This is a genomic window from Marivivens aquimaris (assembly GCF_015220045.1).
GTDB lineage: Bacteria > Pseudomonadota > Alphaproteobacteria > Rhodobacterales > Rhodobacteraceae > Marivivens > Marivivens aquimaris.
Genome location: NZ_JADBGB010000001.1, coordinates 1,557,572 through 1,579,985, shown reverse-complemented (window position 1 = coordinate 1,579,985; position 22,414 = coordinate 1,557,572). Strand labels below are relative to the sequence as shown.

The 22,414-nt window shown below is 60.6% G+C and carries 22 protein-coding genes; 14 read left to right on the top strand and 8 right to left on the bottom strand.

Going from position 1 to position 22,414, the window contains the following annotated elements:
* Nucleotides 1-10: 10 nt before the first annotated feature.
* Both IF204_RS07850 and IF204_RS07845 read left to right on the top strand, forming a co-directional pair.
* Nucleotides 11-784, top strand: a complete 774-nt coding sequence (locus tag IF204_RS07850) for a type III pantothenate kinase (RefSeq protein WP_194095967.1) — start codon at nucleotides 11-13, stop codon at nucleotides 782-784.
* A complete protein-coding gene (locus IF204_RS07845) occupies nucleotides 781-2,448 on the top strand; it encodes a ribonuclease J (RefSeq protein ID WP_194095965.1) in 1,668 nt (555 codons plus the stop codon). The genes IF204_RS07850 and IF204_RS07845 overlap by 4 nt, the downstream gene beginning before the upstream one ends.
* Here the strand turns inward: IF204_RS07845 and IF204_RS07840 are convergent.
* Both IF204_RS07840 and IF204_RS07835 read right to left on the bottom strand, forming a co-directional pair.
* The gene (locus IF204_RS07840) at nucleotides 2,445-3,068 is read right to left on the bottom strand and encodes a hypothetical protein (protein WP_194095963.1); all 624 of its coding nucleotides are present in this window, start codon (nucleotides 3,066-3,068) and stop codon (nucleotides 2,445-2,447) included. The two genes, IF204_RS07845 and IF204_RS07840, sit on opposite strands and share 4 nt — an antisense overlap.
* A 2-nt stretch (nucleotides 3,069-3,070) precedes the next feature.
* The gene (locus tag IF204_RS07835; protein ID WP_194095961.1) at nucleotides 3,071-4,540 is read right to left on the bottom strand and encodes a DEAD/DEAH box helicase; all 1,470 of its coding nucleotides are present in this window, start codon (nucleotides 4,538-4,540) and stop codon (nucleotides 3,071-3,073) included.
* A gap of 344 nt (nucleotides 4,541-4,884) precedes the next feature.
* Between IF204_RS07835 and IF204_RS07830 the strand changes: the two genes are divergently transcribed.
* Nucleotides 4,885-5,478 carry a hypothetical protein gene (locus IF204_RS07830; protein WP_194095959.1) on the top strand — a complete coding sequence of 198 codons (594 nt, stop codon included), beginning with the start codon at nucleotides 4,885-4,887 and terminating at the stop codon, nucleotides 5,476-5,478.
* On the opposite strand, the gene IF204_RS07825 is transcribed toward IF204_RS07830, so the two are convergent.
* The 3 genes from IF204_RS07825 to IF204_RS07815 all read right to left on the bottom strand — a co-directional run bounded on the left by IF204_RS07825 (nucleotide 5,475) and on the right by IF204_RS07815 (nucleotide 9,401).
* On the bottom strand, nucleotides 5,475-7,082 hold the full coding sequence (locus IF204_RS07825; protein ID WP_194095957.1) for a peptide chain release factor 3: 1,608 nt from the start codon (nucleotides 7,080-7,082) through the stop codon (nucleotides 5,475-5,477). The genes IF204_RS07830 and IF204_RS07825 overlap by 4 nt on opposite strands.
* A 55-nt stretch (nucleotides 7,083-7,137) precedes the next feature.
* Nucleotides 7,138-8,325, bottom strand: coding sequence for a globin-coupled sensor protein (locus tag IF204_RS07820; RefSeq protein WP_194095955.1), 1,188 nt, complete (start codon nucleotides 8,323-8,325; stop codon nucleotides 7,138-7,140).
* A gap of 77 nt (nucleotides 8,326-8,402) precedes the next feature.
* Entirely contained in the window at nucleotides 8,403-9,401 is a 999-nt protein-coding gene (locus IF204_RS07815) for a Hint domain-containing protein (RefSeq protein ID WP_194095953.1), read from the bottom strand.
* A gap of 161 nt (nucleotides 9,402-9,562) precedes the next feature.
* Here IF204_RS07815 and IF204_RS07810 point away from each other — a divergent pair, with 161 nt between their 5' ends.
* Nucleotides 9,563-10,648 (top strand): ABC transporter ATP-binding protein, encoded by a 1,086-nt coding sequence (locus IF204_RS07810; protein ID WP_228069118.1) that lies wholly within the window; start codon nucleotides 9,563-9,565, stop codon nucleotides 10,646-10,648.
* Here the strand turns inward: IF204_RS07810 and IF204_RS07805 are convergent.
* Nucleotides 10,645-11,283 carry a helix-turn-helix transcriptional regulator gene (locus IF204_RS07805; protein ID WP_194095951.1) on the bottom strand — a complete coding sequence of 213 codons (639 nt, stop codon included), beginning with the start codon at nucleotides 11,281-11,283 and terminating at the stop codon, nucleotides 10,645-10,647. The two genes, IF204_RS07810 and IF204_RS07805, sit on opposite strands and share 4 nt — an antisense overlap.
* A gap of 57 nt (nucleotides 11,284-11,340) precedes the next feature.
* Nucleotides 11,341-12,366 (bottom strand): LacI family DNA-binding transcriptional regulator, encoded by a 1,026-nt coding sequence (locus IF204_RS07800; protein ID WP_194095949.1) that lies wholly within the window; start codon nucleotides 12,364-12,366, stop codon nucleotides 11,341-11,343.
* Nucleotides 12,367-12,505: 139 nt separating this feature from the next.
* On the opposite strand from IF204_RS07800, the gene IF204_RS07795 reads away from it, so the two are divergent.
* From IF204_RS07795 to IF204_RS07750, 10 genes are all read left to right on the top strand, one after another.
* A complete protein-coding gene (locus tag IF204_RS07795; RefSeq protein WP_194095947.1) occupies nucleotides 12,506-13,537 on the top strand; it encodes a Gfo/Idh/MocA family protein in 1,032 nt (343 codons plus the stop codon).
* Nucleotides 13,538-13,539: 2 nt separating this feature from the next.
* Nucleotides 13,540-14,472, top strand: coding sequence for a sugar phosphate isomerase/epimerase family protein (locus IF204_RS07790; RefSeq protein ID WP_167637958.1), 933 nt, complete (start codon nucleotides 13,540-13,542; stop codon nucleotides 14,470-14,472).
* A 54-nt stretch (nucleotides 14,473-14,526) separates the two neighbouring features.
* On the top strand, nucleotides 14,527-15,735 hold the full coding sequence (locus IF204_RS07785) for an ABC transporter substrate-binding protein (protein ID WP_194095945.1): 1,209 nt from the start codon (nucleotides 14,527-14,529) through the stop codon (nucleotides 15,733-15,735).
* Nucleotides 15,736-15,801: 66 nt separating this feature from the next.
* A complete protein-coding gene (locus IF204_RS07780; RefSeq protein WP_194095943.1) occupies nucleotides 15,802-16,704 on the top strand; it encodes a carbohydrate ABC transporter permease in 903 nt (300 codons plus the stop codon).
* Between the two features lie 3 nt (nucleotides 16,705-16,707).
* Complete coding sequence (locus IF204_RS07775; RefSeq protein WP_167637961.1) at nucleotides 16,708-17,523, top strand: carbohydrate ABC transporter permease; 816 nt, start codon at nucleotides 16,708-16,710, stop codon at nucleotides 17,521-17,523.
* Nucleotides 17,520-18,584 (top strand): ABC transporter ATP-binding protein, encoded by a 1,065-nt coding sequence (locus tag IF204_RS07770; protein WP_194095941.1) that lies wholly within the window; start codon nucleotides 17,520-17,522, stop codon nucleotides 18,582-18,584. The genes IF204_RS07775 and IF204_RS07770 overlap by 4 nt, the downstream gene beginning before the upstream one ends.
* A 212-nt stretch (nucleotides 18,585-18,796) precedes the next feature.
* Nucleotides 18,797-19,006, top strand: coding sequence for a twin-arginine translocase TatA/TatE family subunit (gene tatA, locus IF204_RS07765; RefSeq protein ID WP_167637963.1), 210 nt, complete (start codon nucleotides 18,797-18,799; stop codon nucleotides 19,004-19,006).
* 25 nt (nucleotides 19,007-19,031) lie between these two features.
* Nucleotides 19,032-19,496 carry a Sec-independent protein translocase protein TatB gene (gene tatB / locus IF204_RS07760; protein WP_194095939.1) on the top strand — a complete coding sequence of 155 codons (465 nt, stop codon included), beginning with the start codon at nucleotides 19,032-19,034 and terminating at the stop codon, nucleotides 19,494-19,496.
* Nucleotides 19,493-20,323 carry a twin-arginine translocase subunit TatC gene (gene tatC / locus IF204_RS07755; RefSeq protein WP_194095937.1) on the top strand — a complete coding sequence of 277 codons (831 nt, stop codon included), beginning with the start codon at nucleotides 19,493-19,495 and terminating at the stop codon, nucleotides 20,321-20,323. Before tatB ends, tatC begins: the two co-directional genes overlap by 4 nt.
* Before the next feature lie 41 nt (nucleotides 20,324-20,364).
* Nucleotides 20,365-21,159: an ATP-binding protein gene (locus IF204_RS07750; RefSeq protein WP_228069372.1), complete on the top strand. Its 795-nt coding sequence runs from the start codon at nucleotides 20,365-20,367 to the stop codon at nucleotides 21,157-21,159.
* Between the two features lie 32 nt (nucleotides 21,160-21,191).
* Here the strand turns inward: IF204_RS07750 and IF204_RS07745 are convergent, their stop codons facing one another.
* Nucleotides 21,192-22,397, bottom strand: a complete 1,206-nt coding sequence (locus IF204_RS07745; protein ID WP_194095935.1) for a M23 family metallopeptidase — start codon at nucleotides 22,395-22,397, stop codon at nucleotides 21,192-21,194.
* Nucleotides 22,398-22,414: the final 17 nt, after the last annotated feature.

Sequence of the window (22,414 nt, the reverse complement as noted above, 5' to 3'; positions counted from 1 at the left end):
GAGGATCGCCGTGCTTCTGACGATTGATTGCGGCAACACCAACACTGTTTTCTCGATCTGGAACGGGTCGGAGTTCATTGCCACGTGGCGCACCTCGACCGAGCACCAGCGGACTGCGGACCAGTATTTCGTCTGGCTCTCGACGTTGATGGGCCACAAGAAGATCGACGTGAATATCGACGCGGTGATTATCTCGTCCACCGTGCCGCGCGTCGTGTTCAACTTGCGTGTCCTTGCCGACCGCTACTTCAACTGCCGCCCGCTCGTTGTGGGCAAACCCGACTGTCTGCTGCCCGTGATGCCCCGCGTCGACGACGGCACCACGGTCGGTCCGGACCGCCTCGTGAACTCTGCCGGTGCCTATGATCGATTTGGTGGCAACCTGATCGTTGTAGATTTCGGAACCGCCACTACATTCGATGTAGTAGCCGATGACGGCGCTTATGTAGGCGGGGTCATTGCGCCTGGTGTGAACCTTAGTCTAGAGGCGTTGCACCGCGCTGCTGCTGCGCTACCTCACGTCGATATCAGCCGCCCGCAAGGCGTGGTCGGCACCAACACCGTGAGCTGTATGCAGTCGGGTATTTTCTGGGGCTACGTTGGCCTCGTCAAAGAGATTTGCGCTCGCATCCGCGCCGAACGGGATGCGCCGATGAAAATCATCGGAACGGGTGGATTGGCACGGCTCTTCGAGCAGGCCGATCTGCTTTTTGATGAAATCGAAGATGATCTGACCATGCACGGTCTGACGGTCATCCATGAGTTTAATAAGGATAACACATGAGCAGTGAACGCTTGATTTACCTCCCCCTCGGCGGGGCAGGAGAGATCGGGATGAACGCCTACGTCTACGGCTACGGCAAGCCCGATCAGGAACGCCTGATCGTTGTAGACCTCGGCGTGACCTTCCCCGATATGGACAGCACCCCCGGTGTTGATCTGATTTTCCCCGATATGACCTGGCTCGAAGAGCGCAAAGACCGGATCGAGGGTATCTTCATCACCCACGCGCACGAAGATCACGTCGGCGCTGTCGGCCTGCTGTGGGAGCGTCTGGGCGCGCCGATCTATGCACGGACCTTCACGTCGAACATCGCGCGCCGCAAACTGGACGAAAAGATGCTGCCCGACGGCATCGTCCACGTCGTTGGTGCCTATCCGGCGGTGACCGAGCTTGGCCCGTTCAAGGTCTCCATCGCGCCGATCAGCCACTCGATTCCCGAAAGCGGCGGTCTGGTCATCGATACCCCTGCGGGCCGCGTCGTGCACTCGGGCGACTTCAAGATCGACCACACCCCAGTCGTCGGTGAGCCCTTCGACGAAGAGATGTGGGCGGAGATTGCCAAGGATGGCGTCAAGGCGCTCGTCTGCGACTCGACCAACGTCTTTTCGCCCAATCCGGGCCGCAGCGAATCCGAGCTGGCCGGTCCGCTGACCGACTTCATCAAAGACCAGCCGGGCATGGTGGTCGCGACCACCTTTGCGTCGAACATCGCACGTCTGAAGACGCTGGCGATTGCCGCGAAGAAAGCAGGTCGTTCGATCTGTCTGCTGGGCCGCGCCATGCGCCGTATGGTCGAAGCGGGTATTGAAACGGGCATCCTTGAGGACTTCCCGTCGGTCATCAGCCCTGAGGACGCGCATCACGTCCCGCGGGAAAACCTCATGCTGATCGTCACCGGTTCGCAAGGTGAACGCCGTGCGGCATCGGCTCAGCTGTCGCAGGGCAAGTACCTCGGCCTGTCGCTGAAAGAAGGCGACACGTTCCTCTTCTCGTCGAAGGTCATTCCGGGCAACGAGCGCGGCGTCATCCGCATCATGAACAACCTGTCCGAAAAGGGCGTCGAGGTTGTCGATGATCGCGGCGGTCTCTACCACGTCTCGGGCCACGCGAACCGTCCTGACCTGCAAAAGATGCACGAGATCATCCATCCGGAGATCATCATCCCGATGCACGGCGAACACCGCCACCTGCGTGAACATGCGAAGATCGCTGAAGCCAACGGCTATGCGTCGACTGTTGCTGTCAACGGCACGATGATTGACCTGACTGGCCATAAGCCGAGCGTTTGCGGTTTTGTCGAAACGGGCCGTACCTATCTCGACGGTACGGTGCAGATCGGCGCGATGGACGGCATCGTGCGCGACCGTATCCGCATGGCGCTGAACGGGCAGGTGACTGTCACCCTGCTGATCGACGAAAACGACGAACCGCTCGGTGATCCGTGGTGCGAACTGAATGGTCTGGCCGAGCTGGGCCGTTCGTCCGCGCCGCTCGTCGATGTGCTGGAAGAAGATCTGTCGCAGTACCTCAACCGCGCCGACGATAAGACGCTGCTCAATGATGACGCGCTCGAGAAAGAGCTGTCGCGCATCGTCCGCAACGTCTGCAATAACGAGATCGGCAAGAAGCCCGAAGTCACGGTGATCATCAGCCGTCTGGCTTAAATCCCGCAAGCAAAGGCGGCACCGTTGACAGCGATCAGCGCAACGGTGCCGGCTGTCGCCAATTCAGGCGCATTTAGCGCAGCGAGCATCACCTTGGACGCAATCGCGTTCGCTTGGCTCTGCGCAAAAGCTTCCGACCCCATGACCATCGTCGCGCCGAGCGTTTCCGCGCGGGCGATTTCGCCTATGGACGGCGGCTCTCCGAAGAGGTGGGTCAGGCGGCCAGAGATGTCGTTAAGTTCGTCCGCGGTGCCTTCGATGCGCTCGCAGACGGTCTTGACGCACATTCCCCGAAAATTGCGTTCTCCTGGCACTAGCAGGTAACCGACGTCGCTGTCCTCCAAGTCGAGGCAGTAGCCGTTCGGCGTATAGGTCTCGGTCAGGCTCGCCATAAACGTCAGGGTGACGTCGGACGTGCATGTTGGTTCACGGTCGGTGAGGGAGCGGAAGAGGTTGCCGGGCGCGCGATACCACGCCTCGCCCGAACTGACTTCGAGGTCATCATCGACAAACTGGTCGCTGTCGATGGAGATATCCATGCCATGGACGCGGACAGTGCAGGTTTCGGCCTGCACCGCCGATCCAATCAGAACTGCCAGCAAAATTGCCAGCCAGCGCATCATTAGCTCGCGAGAGCCCGACGCTCGGCAAAGCTCAGACGGATAAAGGTTGGAGCGTCGTCGCCCATACCGATGATCATGTCTTCGCGTTTGCCGCGACGATTATTGTTGTTGTGCTTCGGACGGTCGTTCTTGTGCTCGTGCTGCTTCGGAGCGTCGGCCTTCTTTTCAGTCTTCGGCTGCTCGGCTGCCTGCTGCGGCTTGGCCTCTTCGACCTGCTGCTGCGGAGCGTCGTCCTTCTTGGCGCGGCGCGAACGGCTGCGCTTGGGCTTTTCGCGCTGTTCCTGATCCGCGTTCTCTTCGACCTTGCCGGAGGATTCCGACTTGGCCGGATTTTCGATGCGCGGGATCTCCATCTGGACGAGCTTTTCGACAGCTTCGAAATACTTCTCGTCACGCGGCGAGCAGATCATCATCGCGGTGCCCTTGCGACCGGCGCGGCCGGTGCGGCCGATGCGGTGCACGTAGTCTTCGGCGTGCGACGGAACGTCGAAGTTGAAGACGTGGCTCACGGCAGGGATGTCGAGGCCGCGTGCAGCAACGTCGGAGGCACACAGGATGCGCAGATCGCCGGCGCGGAACTTATCGAGCGTATCCATACGCTGCTTCTGGTCCAGATCTCCATGGATCGCAGCGGCGTTGTAGCCGTACTTGCGCAGCGACTTGGCCGTGATGTCCACATCGGTCTTGCGGTTGCAGAACACGATCGCGTTGGTGCAGGCGTCGCCTTCGGCATCAATCAGCGCGCGCAGGACGCGGCGCTTTTCGCTACCCTCACGGTCGCGGCGGCTGGCTTTGAACATGCAGACGGACTGCTTGATGTTCTCGGACGTCGTCGCCTGACGGGCAACCTCGATCCGCTCGGGTGCCTGAAGGAAGGTGTTGGTGATGCGTTCGATCTCCGGCGCCATGGTGGCCGAGAAAAACAGCGTCTGACGGGTGAACGGCGTCAGCTGGAAGATGCGTTCGATGTCGGGAATGAAGCCCATGTCGAGCATACGGTCCGCTTCGTCGACGACCATGATCTGGACGCCGGTCAGCAGCAGCTTGCCGCGCTCGAAATGGTCGAGCAGGCGGCCGGGGGTGGCGATCAGGACGTCGACACCGCGGTCAATCGCAGCGTCCTGTTCCTTGAAGCTCACACCGCCGATCAGCAGCGCTTTGGTCAGTTTGGTGTTCTTGGCATAAACGTCGAAGTTCTCGGCTACCTGAGCCGCGAGTTCGCGGGTCGGACAAAGAACGAGGCTGCGGGGCATACGCGCACGCGCGCGGCCACGGCCAAGAAGGGTAATCATCGGCAGCGTAAAGCTGGCGGTTTTGCCGGTGCCCGTCTGGGCGATGCCGAGAACATCTCGGCCTTGAAGGGCGGGCGGAATCGCCCCTGCCTGAATCGGGGTCGGGCTTTCGTATCCGGCGTCTGCGACAGCCTTGAGAACCTTAGGATCAAGGTTCAGATCGGTAAATTTGGTCATGCGTGTCCATTGCTGCGGTCGGGCGGTCCAGACCGGCGGGTTAATGGGACGCAACTTGCCAACGCGCCCCGCGGCGTAAAATCCCCTTTGGGATCGTGCTCACTTATCGTTTTTGCGATGCAACGTCAATAAAACTGAGTTTTACCCGAGGTTAGGGGTAGCAATCGGCTTGCTACGCACCACTTTTAGAATGGTTGGTCTAATAGTGGCAGCAGAAAACTTCCCGTTTCAGTTGTCGAATTTTCAGTCAAAGGAGAGAAGCGAGGCCGGAATAGATGGGATTGGGTATAACGAAACCAGCTGGGTTTGCGATTGCTGCGGCATTCATCGCACTGGTTGGACTCGTGCTCAACATTTTCTTCCCGCACCATGCTTCGGCTCTGCAACTCCGCGCTGACTGGCCACCGTTCCTGTCGATTACCGCGTTCGGTTTGCTGCTGGCGTCCCTTGCGACGCTGACGATTTCGCGCGTGTCGATGCTGGACAACGTGATCTATTACACGTCTTCGATCTGGCTTGTGGTGATGGCGAAGTTGCGGATCATCCTGCAATTCGCCTATCCCGAGATGCCGTGGAATGCGGCCTATAGCTTTGACAACAGCCCGTTCGTGCTGATGTCCGTCACCTCGGCCATCGCGTTCCTGTTCCTTGCGCTGTCGCTGCTGATGTTCGCGCTGCCCTTCGTGCACCGCCTGTTCTACGCCTACGTCATGTCTATCCTGTCGTGCGTGGCGCTGACGGGATACGCGGTCGGGCGGTACATTGTGATGCCTGCGACTGGCGAGGAGTTCACGACGGGTCTGTCGCTGTGCGGGCTGGTCTGTTTCGTGCTGCTGTTCAGCGCTATCGCCGTTCAGGCCAAGCGCCGCCGCCGCGAGGACAAGAACAAGGCCAAAGAAAAAGCCGTCGAGGTTCCCGACGGCTTTGAGTGGCGTTAGACCATCATTTCCTTGGTCGCTGTCAGCTTGATGTCGGGATAGTCCCGCTCGACGCGGTCGATGTCCCACTGAAGGCGCGTCAGGAAGACCACATCGCCGTCGTTGTCGTGGCTGATGTGCTGCTTGTTGGCGCTGATGAATTTCTCCACCGCCATTTTGTCACCCTTTACCCAGCGGGCCGAGTTGAACTGCGATGGCTCGAAGCGGACGGGCAGGCCGTATTCCAGCTCGATACGGCTCGCCAGAACCTCGAACTGAAGCGCGCCGACGACACCGACAATGAAGCCGGAGCCGAATGCGGGCTTGAACACCTTGGCCGCGCCTTCTTCGGCGAACTGCATCAGCGCCTTTTCGAGGTGCTTGGCCTTCATCGGGTCGCCCGCACGGCAGTTCTGCAGCAGTTCCGGGGCGAACGACGGGATGCCGGTGACCTTGAGGCTTTCGCCTTCCGTCAGCGTGTCACCGATGCGCAGCTGGCCGTGGTTCGGAATGCCGATGATGTCGCCGGCCCAAGCCTCTTCGGCAAGCTCTCGGTCGGAGGCGAGGAACAGCACGGGGTTCGAAATCGCCATCGGCTTCTTCGTGCGGACATGGGTCATTTTCATGCCGCGCTCGAAGTGGCCCGACGCCAGACGCACGAAAGCCACGCGGTCGCGGTGCTTGGGGTCCATGTTGGCCTGCACCTTGAAAACAAAGCCGGTGACCTTGGTTTCTTCGGGCGCGATCTGGCGGGGATCGGCGGACTGGGGCTGCGGCTCGGGGCCGTAATTACCGATGCCGGTCATGAGTTCCTTGACGCCGAACGAATTGATGGCCGAGCCGAACCAGATCGGGGTCATCGTCCCTTCGAGCACCGCCTGAGGGTCCAGCTTGGGCAGCAGTTCGCGGGCCATTTCGACCTCTTCGCGAAGCTGCTCGACCAAGTGGGCAGGGACGTGCTGTTCGAGTTTGGGATCGTCCAGACCTTCGATGCTGATCGAATCCGCGACGCGGTTACGGTCCGCGCGGTCCATCAGTTCGAGACGGTTGTTCAGCATATCGTAACAACCGAGGAAATCGCGGCCGACACCGATGGGCCACGACGCGGGCGTCACGTCGATTGCGAGGTTTTCCTGAATTTCGTCGATAATCTCGAAAGTATCGCGGCTTTCGCGGTCCATCTTGTTACAGAAGGTCAGGATCGGCAGGTCGCGCAGGCGACAGACCTCGAACAGCTTCTGCGTCTGGCTTTCCACACCCTTCGCACCGTCGATCACCATGACCGCAGCGTCCACCGCCGTCAGCGTGCGGTAGGTGTCTTCGGAGAAGTCCGAGTGACCGGGCGTGTCGACGAGGTTGAAACGGTAGTTGCCGAAATCGAACGACATTGCCGATGCGGAGACCGAGATACCGCGGTCTTTTTCCATCTGCATGAAGTCCGAACGCGTGCGGCGCGCTTCACCTTTTGCACGGACCTGACCCGCCATCTGGATCGCACCACCGAAAAGCAGGAACTTTTCGGTCAGAGTCGTCTTACCGGCGTCGGGGTGCGAAATAATCGCGAACGTCCGGCGGCGGGCGATCTCGGGCGGAAGGGCGGGGCGGTTCGGGGCGGTGTCCAACATGCCCGCGCATATATTCTCGCGGGCATGTTCTGGCAAGCTACAGAGTGTATTTGCCTTAGTTTGCCGTGCTGATGCTGCGCAGGAAACGCTCGGCGGTGCTGCGCAGATTGCGGGCCTGTTCGGCGACGTTCTGGCTGCCGACGCGCGACTGGTCGACGCCGGAACGCACGATGGTGCCGAGGGTCGAGCTCTGATCTTCAAGCGCGCTGCTGATTTCGGATGAGGTGGAGTTCACCTCCTGCACGCGGGTGAGAATGTTGGTGACGTTCTCGACAGCCTTCTCAGTCTCGCTGCGGATCTCGCCGATCTGGTTGTTGATGTTTTCGGTCACTGTGGTCGTCTGAGCGGCAAGGTTCTTCACCTCGCCCGCAACCACGTTAAAGCCGCGACCGACAGCACCAGCGCGTGCCGCTTCGATCGAAGCGTTCAGCGCAAGCAGGTTGGTCTGGTTGGCAATGTCCGAGATCATGCGAACCGCGTCAGAGATCGTATCGACCTTCTTCGCCAGACGGGTCATCTGTTCGTTGGCGTTCTGCGCCAGCGAAGCAGCACTGTCGGACTTCATATTCGCATCCCGCATACGGGCACGGATATCCTGCATCGACGTGGTCAGGTTGTTCGCCGCCTCGGCCGCTTCGCCGACGACATCGGATGTCTGCTGCGCAGTGCCCGCAAGCGTGTCGACGATGTTGCCCAGCGTGGAGCTAAAATCGTCGCCCAACTTCTGGCGCATCTCATTGGCGACGTTGTCGACCTGCGCGAAATATTCGGCGGTCATCATGTCCATATCCAGCGAAATAGCACAGGACACGGCCGCCGCGATCTTGGGGCTGACAATGCGGAAACGGCCATAGGCGCCGTACTGGATGAATTTGGTGCGCAGGAGGTTGTAGGATGCGTTCTGGATCGACGGGTCGAGTTTGATCTTGGTGTGCAGGTGTGCGATCTTCTTCACCGACTCCTGATAGCCCTCGCCGAAGTCGCCATTCATGACGAACGTCCAGTGTTCCTTGAAGCGGTTTACGACGTGGTTCGTCTTGTTCTCGGTCACGGTGATGCGCGGCATGAAGTCGGTATGCTCAGCGATATACGCGAGCAGGTCGTTCAAAACCGGATCGATAGCCTTGGTCAGTTTGGCCGAATTCTTACGAAGAACCGCGCAAGTCGCGTCGTCCAGACCGTGAAGTCGCAGGCGGCGACGCATATCGATCTGGGTAAAATGTCCGCTATCAAGCATACTCATTCCGTTGTCTAAGGCTTCGTCAGCCCTGAAAACGGCAGTTTCTAACGAAATTTCAGTATACTTATGGGTAAGTGACCCTAGGTAGAGGACGCTTTGCGCAGCCGCTCCACCGCTTTGGCGTCCCTCATCAGGTCTTCTTCGATCTCGTAATCGAGGTGATGACGGTGCTTGTGACCAAGGCTGCGGATCTCGTCTGGCAGCGCGGCGCGGGTCCGCGGATCGATCATCAGAGACTCTGCTGCGATGCCTTCGGCGTAGATAATCTGGTGATCGTCGAACAGGATCTGGAAATAATCCACGTAGCCGCCGTCCTGCTGCACCACGCTGTCCCCGTTGATGAGGTGACGGACCTTCACCAGCACCTCTGCGCGGCCTGCGCCGACGTGATCCTGACGCTGGTAGACGAACAAGCGGTGTTCTGGGCTGAGCAACAGGTCGTTGGCGTTGTTCAGCGCGCCTTTGCGGATCAGCACCGGCGCGAACTGGCCCGTCGCGCGGAGCGTCGTTTGACCGACCCAGCGGATTTGCTGTGCGCCATCGTCGCGGGTCAAAAGGCGATCACCAACCTTAAGGTCTTCAATGGGCCGCTGTTCGCCGGACGCCATCGTAATGCGGGTACCGCGCGCAAAGGACACGCAAGCCATTTCGGCAAAGCGAGGCAGGGCGGCGTTCCGGTCGATGCCGACAAGGCGGTATTCGGTGTCGGGCACCATCCTTGACAATGGGAGGAGATAGATCGCCTCCACCTCGTCATCCTCGACCTCGACCAACACCACTGCTTCGTGCGTGTGACTGTCCGAGCCCATGAGCGTGAGCATACAATCGAGGAAAATACGGTTGCCCGCACCGCCCGTTTCGCTTTGCCCGTCGATGGTCAGGATCTTGCCGTCAGCGCTGTAAACCACCGTCAGCATCGACCGCTGCGCCGAATGGGCCAGCTGGTAGATGTCGTCCATCAGTAGCTCGTCGGCAAAGGACAGGCCGTCACCCTCGGCCACGCCGTTCACCACGACAAACTCTTCGGCACGGAAAACCGGAAGTGTCTGCGATGTGTTCGGCTCGGGCGTGTTGGGCATAAGAGAGGCGCTACTGCTATTGTATCGACAATTATTACGTCGTTCTCCCAGTGATAGATCAAAGGTTCCCAATGGAAAAGGGAGCAGTGCGCCTTGCTCTTGGATAGGGGGATTGCTACGAGGTCTAAACCCGATCTCTTCTGTCGGAATAGGATAGGCCTTTGCCCGAGCAACAGCACCCGCGTCTCGAAATTCGGAACATCAAACGACAGTTCGACGGCGAAACGGTCGTGGATAACGTGTCGCTCAAGGTGATGCCGGGACAGGTGACCTGCCTTTTGGGTCCGTCGGGCTGCGGTAAGTCCACCACGCTGCGCATCATTGCGGGCGTGGATATGCAGGACAGCGGAGAGATTTACGTCGACGGCAATCTGGTCTGCGATACGGTTTACCGCGTCCCGCCTGAGGGTCGCTCGATTGGTCTGATGTTTCAGGACTTTGCGCTGTTCCCGCACCTGTCGGTTGCGGGGAACATCGCGTTCGGCCTCAAGGGCGGTATCCGTCCGAACCGTGCGCGGATCGAGGAATTGCTGAGCAAGGTCGACCTCCTGCGCCACATCGACAGCTACCCGCACGAGCTTTCAGGCGGCGAACAGCAGCGTGTCGCGCTGGCCCGCGCACTTGCGCCGCGTCCGCGGATCATGCTCATGGACGAGCCGTTCAGCGGCCTCGACAATCGCTTGCGTGACGGCATCCGTGACCAGACGCTCGAAGTGCTCAAAGACGAAGGTACCGCCGTTCTGCTTGTCACGCACGAGCCTGCCGAAGCGATGCGCATGGCGGACGAGATCGCGCTGATGCGTAACGGCCGTATCGTTCAGCAGGGTGCGCCCTACAACATTTACAACGCGCCCAAAGACCGTGCTGCCGCTGCGTTTTTCAGCGACGTCAACGTCATCACGGGCAAAGTCCAAGGCGCACTGACCGAAACGCCCTTCGGCCAGTTCCTGACCCCTGGTGTGCCCGATGGCACAGAGGTCGAAATCGTCATCCGCCCACAGCACCTGCGCATCGACTTCGACCGCAACGGACGCGGTCCTAACCCGACGACGACCGACGGCGTGCCCGCTCGCGGGGTCGTGGTGCGCTCGCGCTTCATGGGGGCGGAGAGCCTTGTTGAGTTCAAGATGGACTTCGACGGCTCGATCCTGAAAGCACAGGTGCCTAACGTGTTCATGCCCAAGCCGGGCACTGCGCTTTGGCTGATGATCAAGCGCGACCGCTGCTTCGTGTTCCCGAAGGTCTAACGCTTGTAGTCAGAAAGGCGCTTGCCGTCCTCTTCGATAAAGAGTTGCGGGAGTGTTTTCAGCGCCGTGATCTGGTCCAGCCGAACCTCGTCGAAATCACGTTTCGCTTCGCACCAGACCAGCACTGTCCAGAGCCGTCCCCAGTAATCCAGCCTTAGCGGACGCACCGTCCGCGTACTCGTTTCCGTCGTCACCGACAGCTTCTGCCGTGCGCGGATGGCTTGGCGGATAAACGGCAACCATCGAAACCCGAGCGCCGCATCCGCGAAGGGATATATCGTCAGATCACCCGTCGTCGCGTCCTCTGGCAGCACCTCGTCGATCTTTCCTGCCAGTGACTGCGCAGCCCGCTCCAGATCGGGATCACCCGACTGCCCAAGCGCCGCTAGCCCTAGATGCAGCGCCTCCAGCTCGTCCATCGTCATGTTGATCGGGGGCAGGGTGATTTGCGAGGTGATGTGGTAGCCCACGCCGCGCTCGCCCTCCACCGGCACGCCGGAGGCCGCGAGTTTGTCCATGTCGCGATAGATCGTCCGCAGGCTGACATCCAGCGCCGCCGCAAGGTCTTCACCCTTATGAAGCTTCCCGTCCCTGAGCATAGTGACGAGCTGCATGAGACGGTCGTTGCGGCGCATGATTCCCCTCTGGTCGCGTCAATTTACACTAGGGATCAAGTGAACGACCAGACGGGCCTAGCTCTTCGTCCAATAGGGCGCGGCGATGCTGCTGGTCAGGTGCAGTTTCGCGGGCCAGATCATCTTGGCCTGCGGGGTTTCATTCTTCAGTAGCCGCAGGGTCTCGGTGGAGAGGGCGCGGCCAAGGGCCTCCAGATCGATGTCGAACGCCGTCACTGCGGGATCAAGGAAACGCAGGTGGTGCGAACGGCGGAACGTGGCGACCGATAGGTCGGCACCGGCTTTGAGGTTCTGCTCGGCTAGCACCGCGTAAACGCCGAGCGCCATCATCTCGTGGTTCAGAAGCACCGCGCTGGGACGATCATCCATGGAGAGGATCTGTTTGGTCACCGCAGCACCGCCAGCTTCGCCAAGCTCGCAGGTCATCAACAGTTCGGGGTCGAACGGAATGCCCAGCTTGCGATGGGTTTTCTCGTAAGCCTCACGCAGCACATAGGCGATGTTGGAGTCCGCAGGCGGCACGGTCGCGGCGATGCGTTTGTGGCCGAGGCGGTGCAGCATTCCGACCGCTTCGTCGATAAACCCCTCGAAATCGAGGTCGATCCACGGGTGTTGGTCTGCGTACTTCGACCGACCAAGGGCGAGGAAGGGGATATTCGATTCCAGCAACATCTTGATGCGGGCATCGTCGTGGCGCGTCGCGGTGAGGACCAGCGCATCGGCCATGCCGCGGGCAATGACGCGCTTGAGGAAGTCGGTCGGGTCCATCGACGAATGGCAGGGCAGGATCACGAGGTCATAGTTCGCCTCGCTCAGCGCGGCTTGCATCTGGTCGATAACCCGCATGAAAAAGTTGTCGCCAGGACGGTCGGTGGAATGGCCGGTTTCCATCATGAAGGCGATGGTCTGCGTCGAGCCTCTGCGTAAAGACCGCCCCGAAGCGTTGGGTGAATAGCCCAGACTGACGGCTGCATCGAGCACGCGCTTGCGGGTTTTCTCATTGACGTCGCGTTTGTTGTTGAGAGCGCGGGAAACAGTTCCGATAGATAAATCAAGGTGTTGCGCAAGTTCCTTGATGTTCATCCGGTCTGTCCTTGGGTGATTTCGTAAACGTTTCCGAAAATCTTATTGACATAAATCGGCGCGCAACACTAGTTTCGTAAACGTTTACGGAATCTGCGTCCGGAGGTTGATTGGCGCACGGTTCCAAAGGGAGGAATTCATGCAAACTGCCGTTTTGGTAGGTTGCGGAGCTATGTCGGAAGGCTGGCTCCGAGCCATCGCGCACGTCAATTCGAAGGGCGAAAAAGTCCGTCTGGTCGGCTTCGTCGATCTTGATGCGGACCTCGCCGCCCAGCGGGCGGAGGCGTGGGGCTGGGCCGACGCGAAGTCCGGATCGGACCTTGCCGCGATGCTGAAAGAGACCAAGCCCGACGTCGTGTTCGACATCGTTGTGCCGGTCGCTCGCTCGACCGTCGTGACCACCGCGTTCGAGCACGGCTGCGACGTGCTGTCGGAAAAACCGATGGCGAATACGCTGGAAGAGGCGAAGGCGCTCCTGACCGCTCGCAAGGCATCGAACCGCCTGCACGCCATCATTCAGAACCGGCGCTATCTGGACGGCATCCGCCGCGCCAAGAGCTTCCTTGAAAGCGGCGCGATCGGGGAGGTGGCGGAGGTTCATTGCGACTTCTTCATCGCGCCGCATTTCGGCGGGTTCCGCGAGGAAATGCAGCACGTGCTGTTGCTCGATATGGCGATCCACACGTTCGACGCCGCGCGCTTCGTCTCGGGCATCGAACCCCGCCGCGTGGTCTGCGTCGAGAGCAACCCCGACCATTCGTGGTATAGCCACGGCGCCAGCGCCAACGCGATTTTCGAATGTGAAAACAACAAGCTGCTGACCTATCGCGGGTCGTGGTGTGCCGAAGGCGCGCCGACCGACTGGGAGGCCACTTGGCGCATCGTCGGCAGCAAAGGCACCCTGATCTGGGACGGTAACAACGGCTTCCGCGCCGAACGCCCTGCCAGCCGCGACGGCCTGCTGGCCGAGATGGAAGAAATCGAAGTGCCCGACCTTCCGCCGCTGGAAAACACGGGCCACGCGGGCATCATCGCCGATTTTCTGGCGGCACGGGACAGCGGCGCAGCGCCGCTCACCGACAGCCGCGACAATTACCGCTCACTCGCCATGACTTTCGCCGCCATCGAAAGCGCGGTGCGCGGCAGCTTTATCGACATTGAGGAGGAATAATTATGAGCGATCCAGCGAAAGCCATCAGGGTCGGAACCATGGTCGCAGCAAGCGGCGGTGAGGCCGCAACGCGCATCGGTGAAATCGCCGACATGGGTTTCGAAAGCTTCGAGCCGTTTTTCTGGCAGACCACGAACGGGCAGGACCTCGCCGAGCTTGGCAAGCGCTGCGTCGATGCCATCGGCGACCGCGATATCACGATCTCGACCCTCGGCATGTTCGGCAACCCGCTTGAAAACGATCCGCTCGATCAGGACACGCTTCAGGGGTGGAAAGACTGCATCGACAACGCCCACCACTTCGGTGCGACCTGCATCGCCGGCTTCACCGGCCGTGTGCGTGGCAAGCCGCTTGAAGAGAGCCTGCCGCAGTACAAAAAGGTCTGGTCCGAGCTTGCGAAGCGTGCCGCCGATAAGGGCGTGAAGATCGCTTTCGAGAACTGCGCCATGGATGGCAACTGGCAGACCGGCGACTGGAATATTGCCCATAATCCAGATGCTTGGGAGCTGATGTTCAACGAGACGCCGGACGATAACCTCGGCCTCGAATGGGAGCCGTGCCACCAGCTTGTCTACCTCATCGACCCGCTGCCGCAGATCCGCAAATGGGCGGACAAAATTTTCCACGTTCACGGCAAGGACGCCACCGTCCGCCACGACGTGATCCGCGAGCATGGCATCTTCGGCAAGCATCCGTTCGTGTTCATGCGCACCCCCGGTTTCGGGGACAGCAACTGGACCGACATCATCAGCGAACTGCGTCTGGCGGGCTATCAGGGCTCGATCGACATCGAAGGCTGGCACGACCCCGTCTACCGCGACGAGCTGGAGATGACCGGTCAGGTCCACGCGCTCAAGTACCTCAAAAATTGCCGAGGCGGGGCCTTCATCCCCGGTTCCGGCAAATACGAAGGCGGCGACCCCTCACTTCTTTGAGGGCAACCCCGTCCGACACTTCCACCGTCCAACTTAAAGGGAGGAGACCTTATTATGGACATGAAATATTACGCTCTGCTGACCACTGGACTGGTCTCGCTGGCCACGGCATCCGCCGCCCAGCAGGTCGAACTGGATCTCTGGACCATCGATGATCCGGGTGAATACCACTACGTCATGGCCGACGAGTTCATGGAGGCGCACCCCGACATCAAGATCAACGTGCGCACTGTCCAGTTCGAGGACATGGTCAACGACCTCGCGCGCGGCGTGGCGTCGGGCGATGCGCCGGACATCACCTACATTGACAACCCCGAGGTTGCTCTGTTCGCCTCGCGGGGCCTGTTGCTAGACCTGTCGGACTACATCGAAGCGTCGGACGTGGTGAACGCCGAAGACATCTTCCCCGGTCCGCTGTCGTCGGTCACATACGAGGGCGGCATCTACGGTCTGCCGCGCGGCGCGAACACCATCGCGCTCTACTACAACGCCGACATGTACCGTGATGCGGGCCTCGATCCCGACAATCCGCCGTCGACTTGGGCAGAGCTCTACGACGCGGCCAAGGCGCTGACCAAACCCGAGGAAAACGTCTATGGCCTCGCGTTCTCTGCCGTGGCGACCGAAGAGGGCACGTTCCAGTTCCTGCCTTGGCTCCAGATGACCGGCGGCGACTACAACAACGTCAACACCGAAGGCGCTGTCGAGGCGCTGAACATGTGGAAGGCGTTCATCGACGAAGGCATCGCCTCCCCCGACACGTTGATCCGCGGTCAGTGGGACAGCACCGGCACATTCAACGCAGGTCAGGCGGCAATGTCGATCTCCGGCCCGTGGGAACTGCCGCGTATGAGCAGCGAAGCCGACTTCGACTTCCGCGCAACCGTGCTACCCGCACCGAGCGCAGATGCGGAGCGTGCGTCGGCCTTGGGCGAAGGTGACAACGTGATCCTCGCGTCTTCGGACAATCCGGACGAGGCGTTCATGTTCCTCGAATTCCTGATGGCGAATATGGACCGCGTCTGGAACGAGTTCGGTTATCTGCCGGCCTCCGACGTTGAAGTCACCGATCCGAAGTACCCCGAAATTTACGCGGTCTTCGAGGAATCCATGAAGTATGCGCGCAACCGTGGTCCGCACCCCGAGTGGCCGCGCATCAGCCAAGCCATTCAAGGCGCGATCCAATCCACTCTGACAGGTCAGGCCAGCGCAGAAGACGCGCTTGCCGATGCCCAGAGCCGGATCGACCGCGTCCTGAACTAACCATCCTCCCAAGGATGGGGCGGGCCCGAGCAATCGGGTCCGCCTCACTTAAGAAAGGATCTGGATGTGCTTGTTTTCAAGAACACTTTCCGCGACGGGGTCGGCTTTGACGCCATCCTTGTGACGCTGGCGCTCGGCTACCTCGTACTCTTCTCCGCATTTCCGCTGGTCTATAACCTCGTGATGTCGTTCCAGGAGGTCGACCTGTTCTCGCTGGCGTCCTTCGACCGCCCGTTCGTCGGGCTGGATAACTACGAGGACGTGCTGACCCGCCCCGAAGCGTCGAGCATTTTCTTCAACACCGTGAAATTCGTTGGCATCTCGGTCGTCGCGCAGCTCGTCGTCGGCTTCGGCCTCGCGATGTTCTTCCAGCTCGATTTCCCGCTGAACACATGGCTTCGCGGTCTGTTCCTCGCCGGTTGGATCATGCCCGCGCTGGTCGTCGGCGCTGTCTGGAGCTGGATTTTCGCAGGCGACTTCGGCGTGCTGAACTACATGCTGCAAGCACTGGGCATTACGGATGCCAAGATCTTCTGGCTCTCCAATCCCGATGTCGCGCTTTATTCCGTCATCATCGCAAATATCTGGCTCGGCGTGCCGTTCAACATGATCCTCCTGTCGGTCGGACTGGCGGGCATTCCCGAGGACGTCTACGAGGCCGCACAGCTTGATGGTGCCAGCCGCATCCAACGGTTCTTTACGATCACGCTGCCGATGATGCGCGCCCAGCTTGGCGCGGTGATCTCGCTCGGTGTGATCTTCACGCTCCAGCAATTTGACCTCTTCGCTGCGCTGACCCAAGGCGGTCCGGCCAATTCGTCCAATGTCTTCCAGTATTGGAGCTGGCAGCTGTCATTCCAGTATTACGAGATCGGCGTCGGCTCGGTCATTTCGGTGCTGATGATCCTCTTCGTGGTCTTCGTTGCAGCGATCTACGTCCGTTCCACCCGTCATGAACAGGTGATGTGAGCCATGTTGAAACGCTATTCACTCCTCGCCCTCGCGCTGGTTTTCGTCAGCATCTACCTGTTCCCACTCTACTGGATGTACGTCACCGCCCTGAAAACGGGCACCGAGATCTTTGCCTTTCCGCCGACGTTCTGGCCAGAAGATCCGCAATGGATGGTGGCCGAGGTCTGGTCGCGTCTGAAGATGGACGTGTACCTCAAGAACTCGCTGCTGATCGCGCTCGGCACCACGGCCATCGTGATCCTGACGGGGACAGGCTGCGCCTATGTCCTGTCGCGCATCCGCAATCGCTGGATGGATGCAGTTCTGTTCGTCGTCCTGATGATGCAGGTGCTGCCGTCCTCGCTGATGGTCACGCCGATCTTCGTGGCGTTCAATCAGGTCGGCCTGAACGAATTCCCGCGAACCTCCGTGATCCTCGCCCAAGCGGCGAAGGTGCTGCCGCTCTATATCGTGCTGTGCCGCGCTACGTTCGTTCAGGTCCCGCGCGAGTTGGAGGAGGCCGCGCTGGTCGACGGGAACTCTCGCGTCGGTGCGTTCCTGTCGATCATCGTGCCGCTGGCCCGCAACGGCATCCTCGTCACCTCGGTCCTGATCTTCCTGCAAAGCTTCGGTGAATACGTCTATTCCCGCTCGCTCATCACCCAACGCGCGCTCCAGCCCGCGACGGTCGGTTTGCAGTCCTTCATGGGGCCGAACACCTCCGACTGGTCTGGCGTGATGACCTATTCGGCCATCTACGTGACGCCCATCCTTATCGTTTTCGTCCTGCTGCAACGCCAGATCGTCAGTGGCTTGACCTCGGGAGCCTTGAAATGACCTCTCAGATCCAACTTAGAAACATCGAAAAGCACTACGGCGCATACCACGCCCTACGCGACATCAGCCTCGACATCCCCGAAGGAGCGTTTGTGGCGCTGGTCGGCCCGTCGGGTTGCGGTAAGTCCACGCTGCTGCGCACTATCGCGGGGCTCGAGGGCATTTCCAGCGGCGAAATGGTCATCGGCGGTCAGGACGTGACCAAGCTGGCGCCGCGCGAACGCGACCTCGCGATGGTGTTCCAGAGCTACGCGCTCTATCCCCATATGACCGTCCGCCGGAACCTGTCCTATGCGATGCGTTTGAAACGCCGCCCCAAAGCCGAGATAGCGGAGGCTGTCGACCGCATCGCCAAGATCACCGGCCTGAGTGAACTGCTCGACCGTTATCCACGAGAGCTGTCGGGTGGGCAGCGCCAGCGCGTCGCGATGGGCCGCGCCATCATTCGCCAGCCCCGCGCGTTCCTCTTTGACGAGCCGCTGTCGAACCTCGACGCCGCGCTGCGGGTCCATATGCGATCCGAAATCCGCCAGCTGCACAACCGCATCGGCGCGACCTCGGTCTACGTGACCCACGACCAGATCGAAGCGATGACGATGGCCGATACCGTCGTGGTGATGCGGGCAGGGGTGATCGAACAGGTCGGCGCACCGCTCGACCTCTATGACCGTCCCGCGAACAAATTCGTGGCGGGCTTCATCGGCTCGCCCGCGATGAACTTCGTCGATGGCCGGATTTCGGAGGATGGAAGTAGCGTTGAACTCGACCTCGCCGGAAAGCCGCCGCTGGCGCTTGCACGTCCTGCCACGCCGGGTCAGAGCGTATCCGTTGGCCTGCGCCCCGAACACCTCGAGGTCGGCGCACAAGGTAACAGCCTGACGCTGCCGGTGGCGCTCGTCGAACGCACCGGTGCGTCGAGCTACGTGCTCACCGACACGCCGAGCAAGATACTTGCCTGTACGGCGGGCCGTGTGGGTGACGACGTCGGCCAGATCACTGTGTCGATTGCACCCGCAAACATTCACCTTTTCGATGCCGAGACAGGCATCGCCCTGCGTTGAGCCACCACTCACCGGATTGTCCCTCGGGAGGGGGCAATCCACACCGCTCAATGCAACTGACAACTTTTTGTCACTAAACTCCCCAAACAAACCTGTGAGGCGACGAAATTCGCCTAAGTCCCGCTTTCGCTCCCGCAGCGCTGCGCATAGCTTGATCCCAGAGATTACATCAGGAGCGCCGGTGGGCGGCTCCGGGAACGGGAGACAGAACAATGCTCAATAACATCGGCCCCATGGGCATCATCCTCATCGCAGTCGTCGTGCTCGTGCTCTTCGGTCGCGGCAAGATTTCGTCGGTCATGGGCGAAGTCGGTAAGGGTATCACTTCGTTCAAGAAGGGTATCAGCGAAGGCCAGGACGAGGTCGAGTCGCAGAAGGCTGCCGAAGCCAAGGACGTGACCCCCGAGAACGAAAAAGTCTGATTTTCGCTAGTTAAGGACAGCCGATATGTTTGGCATGGGCTGGAGCGAGATGATCCTTGTCGGGATCGTCGCTCTCATTGTTGTGGGACCGGAAGAACTGCCGAATCTGTTCCGCACAGTTGGCCAGTACGTCGGCAAAGCCAAAGGCATGGCGCGGGAATTTTCCCGCGCGATGGATCAGGCTGCCGACCAAACCCAACTCAAAGACATCAGCAACACTTTGAAGTCGACCAACCAGACTTTGAAGGCTGCAACGAACCCCGGCAAGTTCGGGTTTGATCAAGCGAAGAAGACGTTCACCGCACCTGAACCTCTGAGCCCCGAGCGGCAGGAGACAAAGGAAAAGATGAACGCGGCAATGGCAAAGGCAGCCGAGGACCGTCAGGCCCGTGAGGCCGCCGCCAGCGAAGCGGACGAGGATCTGGCAGACCTCGAAGATTTCGACGTGCCTGAAGCCGCGCCGCAGAAAAAGACCGAGGCAGGTGAATGAGCAACGTTGACGAAATCGAAGACTCCTCTGCACCGCTGATCGAACACCTCGCCGAATTGCGCACGCGTCTGATCCGCTCGCTCGGCGCGTTCGTCGTGGCGATGCTGATCTGTTTTACCGTCTGGAAACCGATTTTCGACTTCCTGACCGCACCGCTGTGTAGCGCGCTCGAAGTCGACGGGCAGGCAAGCTGTGGCCTCGTGATGATTGCCCTGCAAGAAGGCTTCTTCGTTGCAGTGTCCATCTCGCTGCTGGGCGGTCTGTTCCTCGCGTTCCCGATCATCAGCTATCAGATGTGGCGGTTCGTGGCGCCGGGCCTCTACAAGTCCGAAAAGAACGCGTTTCTGCCGTTCCTGATCGCCTCGCCGGTCATGTTCCTGCTGGGCGCCGCGTTTGCCTATTACGTGATTACGCCGATGGCCTTCACGTTCTTCCTCGGCTTCCAGCAATCGAGCGGAGAGATCGCGGGCGCTGACACGGCGGGCATCGACTTCCTCGGCTCTGCGCAGTCGTACCTGTCGCTAACGATCAAGTTCATCGTGGCGTTCGGCCTTTGTTTCCAGCTTCCGGTTCTGCTCACCCTGATGGGCAAGGCGGGTCTGGTATCGGCTGACGGTCTGCGCGGTGTGCGCAAATACGCGGTGGTCGGCATTCTGGTACTGGCCGCTCTGGCGACCCCGCCGGATGTCATCAGCCAAGTCGTGCTCTTCACGGTGGTGTATGGCCTCTATGAAATCTCGATCCAGCTTGTCGCCCGCGTCGAGAAGAAACGCATCGCGAAACTCAAGGCCGAAGGGCTCTGGGTCGAGGACGAGGAAGAAGAGTGAATACCGAAGAACTGAACCGTATTGCAGAGGCGTTGGAGCGTATGGCTCCGGCGCCTCTCGCCGCTCCGGCGTTCGATGCCGAAGCATTCGTCTGGCAGACCGCACCGGACCGCCTGACACCCGTTAAAAAGGTCAGCCGCGTGGATGTTTCGCTGCTGGTCGGTGTGAACCGTTCCCGCGATACGCTGCTGGCCAACACCGTGCAATTCGCCAAGGGTCTGCCCGCCAACAACGCGCTCCTCTGGGGTGCACGCGGAATGGGAAAATCCAGCCTTGTCAAAGCGATCCACGGGAAAGTTGCGGCGGAGCATACTGGCCTCAAGATCGTCGAGATCCAGCGCGAGGACCTGCCGAGCATCGGCCGTTGCCTCAACCTGCTGCGGGGCCGTCCCGAGCGGTTCATCCTGTTCTGTGACGACCTGTCGTTCAGCCACGATGACGCGCATTACAAGTCACTCAAGGCCGTTCTGGACGGCGGTATCGAAGGGCGTCCCGACAACGTCGTGCTCTACGCGACCTCCAACCGTCGCCATCTGATGCCGCGCGATATGATCGAGAACGAACGCTCCTCCGCCATCAATCCCGCCGAAGCGGTCGAGGAAAAAGTGTCGCTGTCGGATCGTTTCGGTCTGTGGCTCGGATTCCATCCTTGCGATCAGGACGAATACCTGTCGATGATCCGCGGCTACTGCGATCACTACGGGGTGGAGATCGACGACGACACGCTCCGCGCCGAGGCCATCGAATGGCAAGCGACGCGCGGCAGCAGATCGGGCCGTGTGGCGTGGCAGTATTTTACTGACCTCGCGGGCCGCAAAGGCGTCACGCTGAAATAAAGAAGGGCGGGGAATTCCCCGCCCTTTGTCTTTTACGGTAGGTAGTCCTCGGGGTTCGCGGCCTTCATACCCGACAGGCGCACCTCGAAGTGGACAACCGGCGTGTCGTTCGAGCGGACCTCGCCGAGCTTCTGACCCTTCGACACGTCCTGCTTTTCGGTAATCGCGAGGTTGTCGAGGTTGGTGTACACCGTCAGCAGATCAGTAGCGTGGCGCACGACCACAACCGCGTTGCCCGAAGTGTCCTTCGAAATCGCGGCAATCGTACCGGCAGCAGCCGCAACGACTTCGGCGCCAGCGGTCGACTGGATGTCGATGCCTTCGTTCGTGCCCGCGCTGAACGTGCGCACGATGGTACCGCGCACCGGCATCAGCAGAGGCGCGTCCGAATTGGCCTGTGTCGAAGTGTTGCCCAGATCGGGGCTCTCGACCGGTGCAGGTGCGCTGGCCGCCGGAGCGGTCGCAATCGGGCTTTCCTCGGGCAGCGGCGCGGAAGCCGACGGCGGAACGGGCGTCGCGCTGCCTGCGCCGGGTTCCTCAACAGCGGCGGGCGTTGCGGGGATGTCGTCGCCTTGAGGGACAAGCAGGAACTGCCCTTCGCGGACCGAAAGGTTCGAATCCAGCGAATTCCACTCGGCAATCGCACGGACCGGCACGTTGTAGAGGCGGGCGATCGAATAGGCGGTTTCGCCGCGTTGGACTTGGTGACGGATCGGCTCGTCGCTCGGCGCGACAACGTCCGGCGCGGCGGCGGGCATACCGCTCGGCTGCGTGGTCGGGGTCACGGTCTGCGGGCCTGCGCGGTCAATGGCAGAGGCGGCGAGGGTGGTCACATCAACGCTATCGCCTGCAATCGCGGTGCTCGCACCTGCGCTTGCGCCTGCACGGACGGTCTGGCTGCTCGGGATGGCGAGCAGTTCGTCGCGGCGCATGACGGTCGCGGGCGTAACACCGTTGTAGGTCGCGAGCGCAACGGCATCGATCCCAAGGCGGTCAGCGACCTGCTGCACGGTATCACCGCGCTGCGCGACGGCCACCTGATAGGTCGGATAGCTGATGAGGCCGTTTGCGTCCGGCTCTGGACGTGCGCCGATGTTGCGGGCGGCGGACGATGTGTCGAACGCCGAGCTTTTGCCGCCCAGATCGCGCATGTCAAAGTCCAGCGGTTCATTACATGCGGTCAACGCCAGAATGGCGCAGCCGGAGAGGAGCAGGGGACCAAAAGAAGTCACTCGCATTTCACTCGATCCTCGTT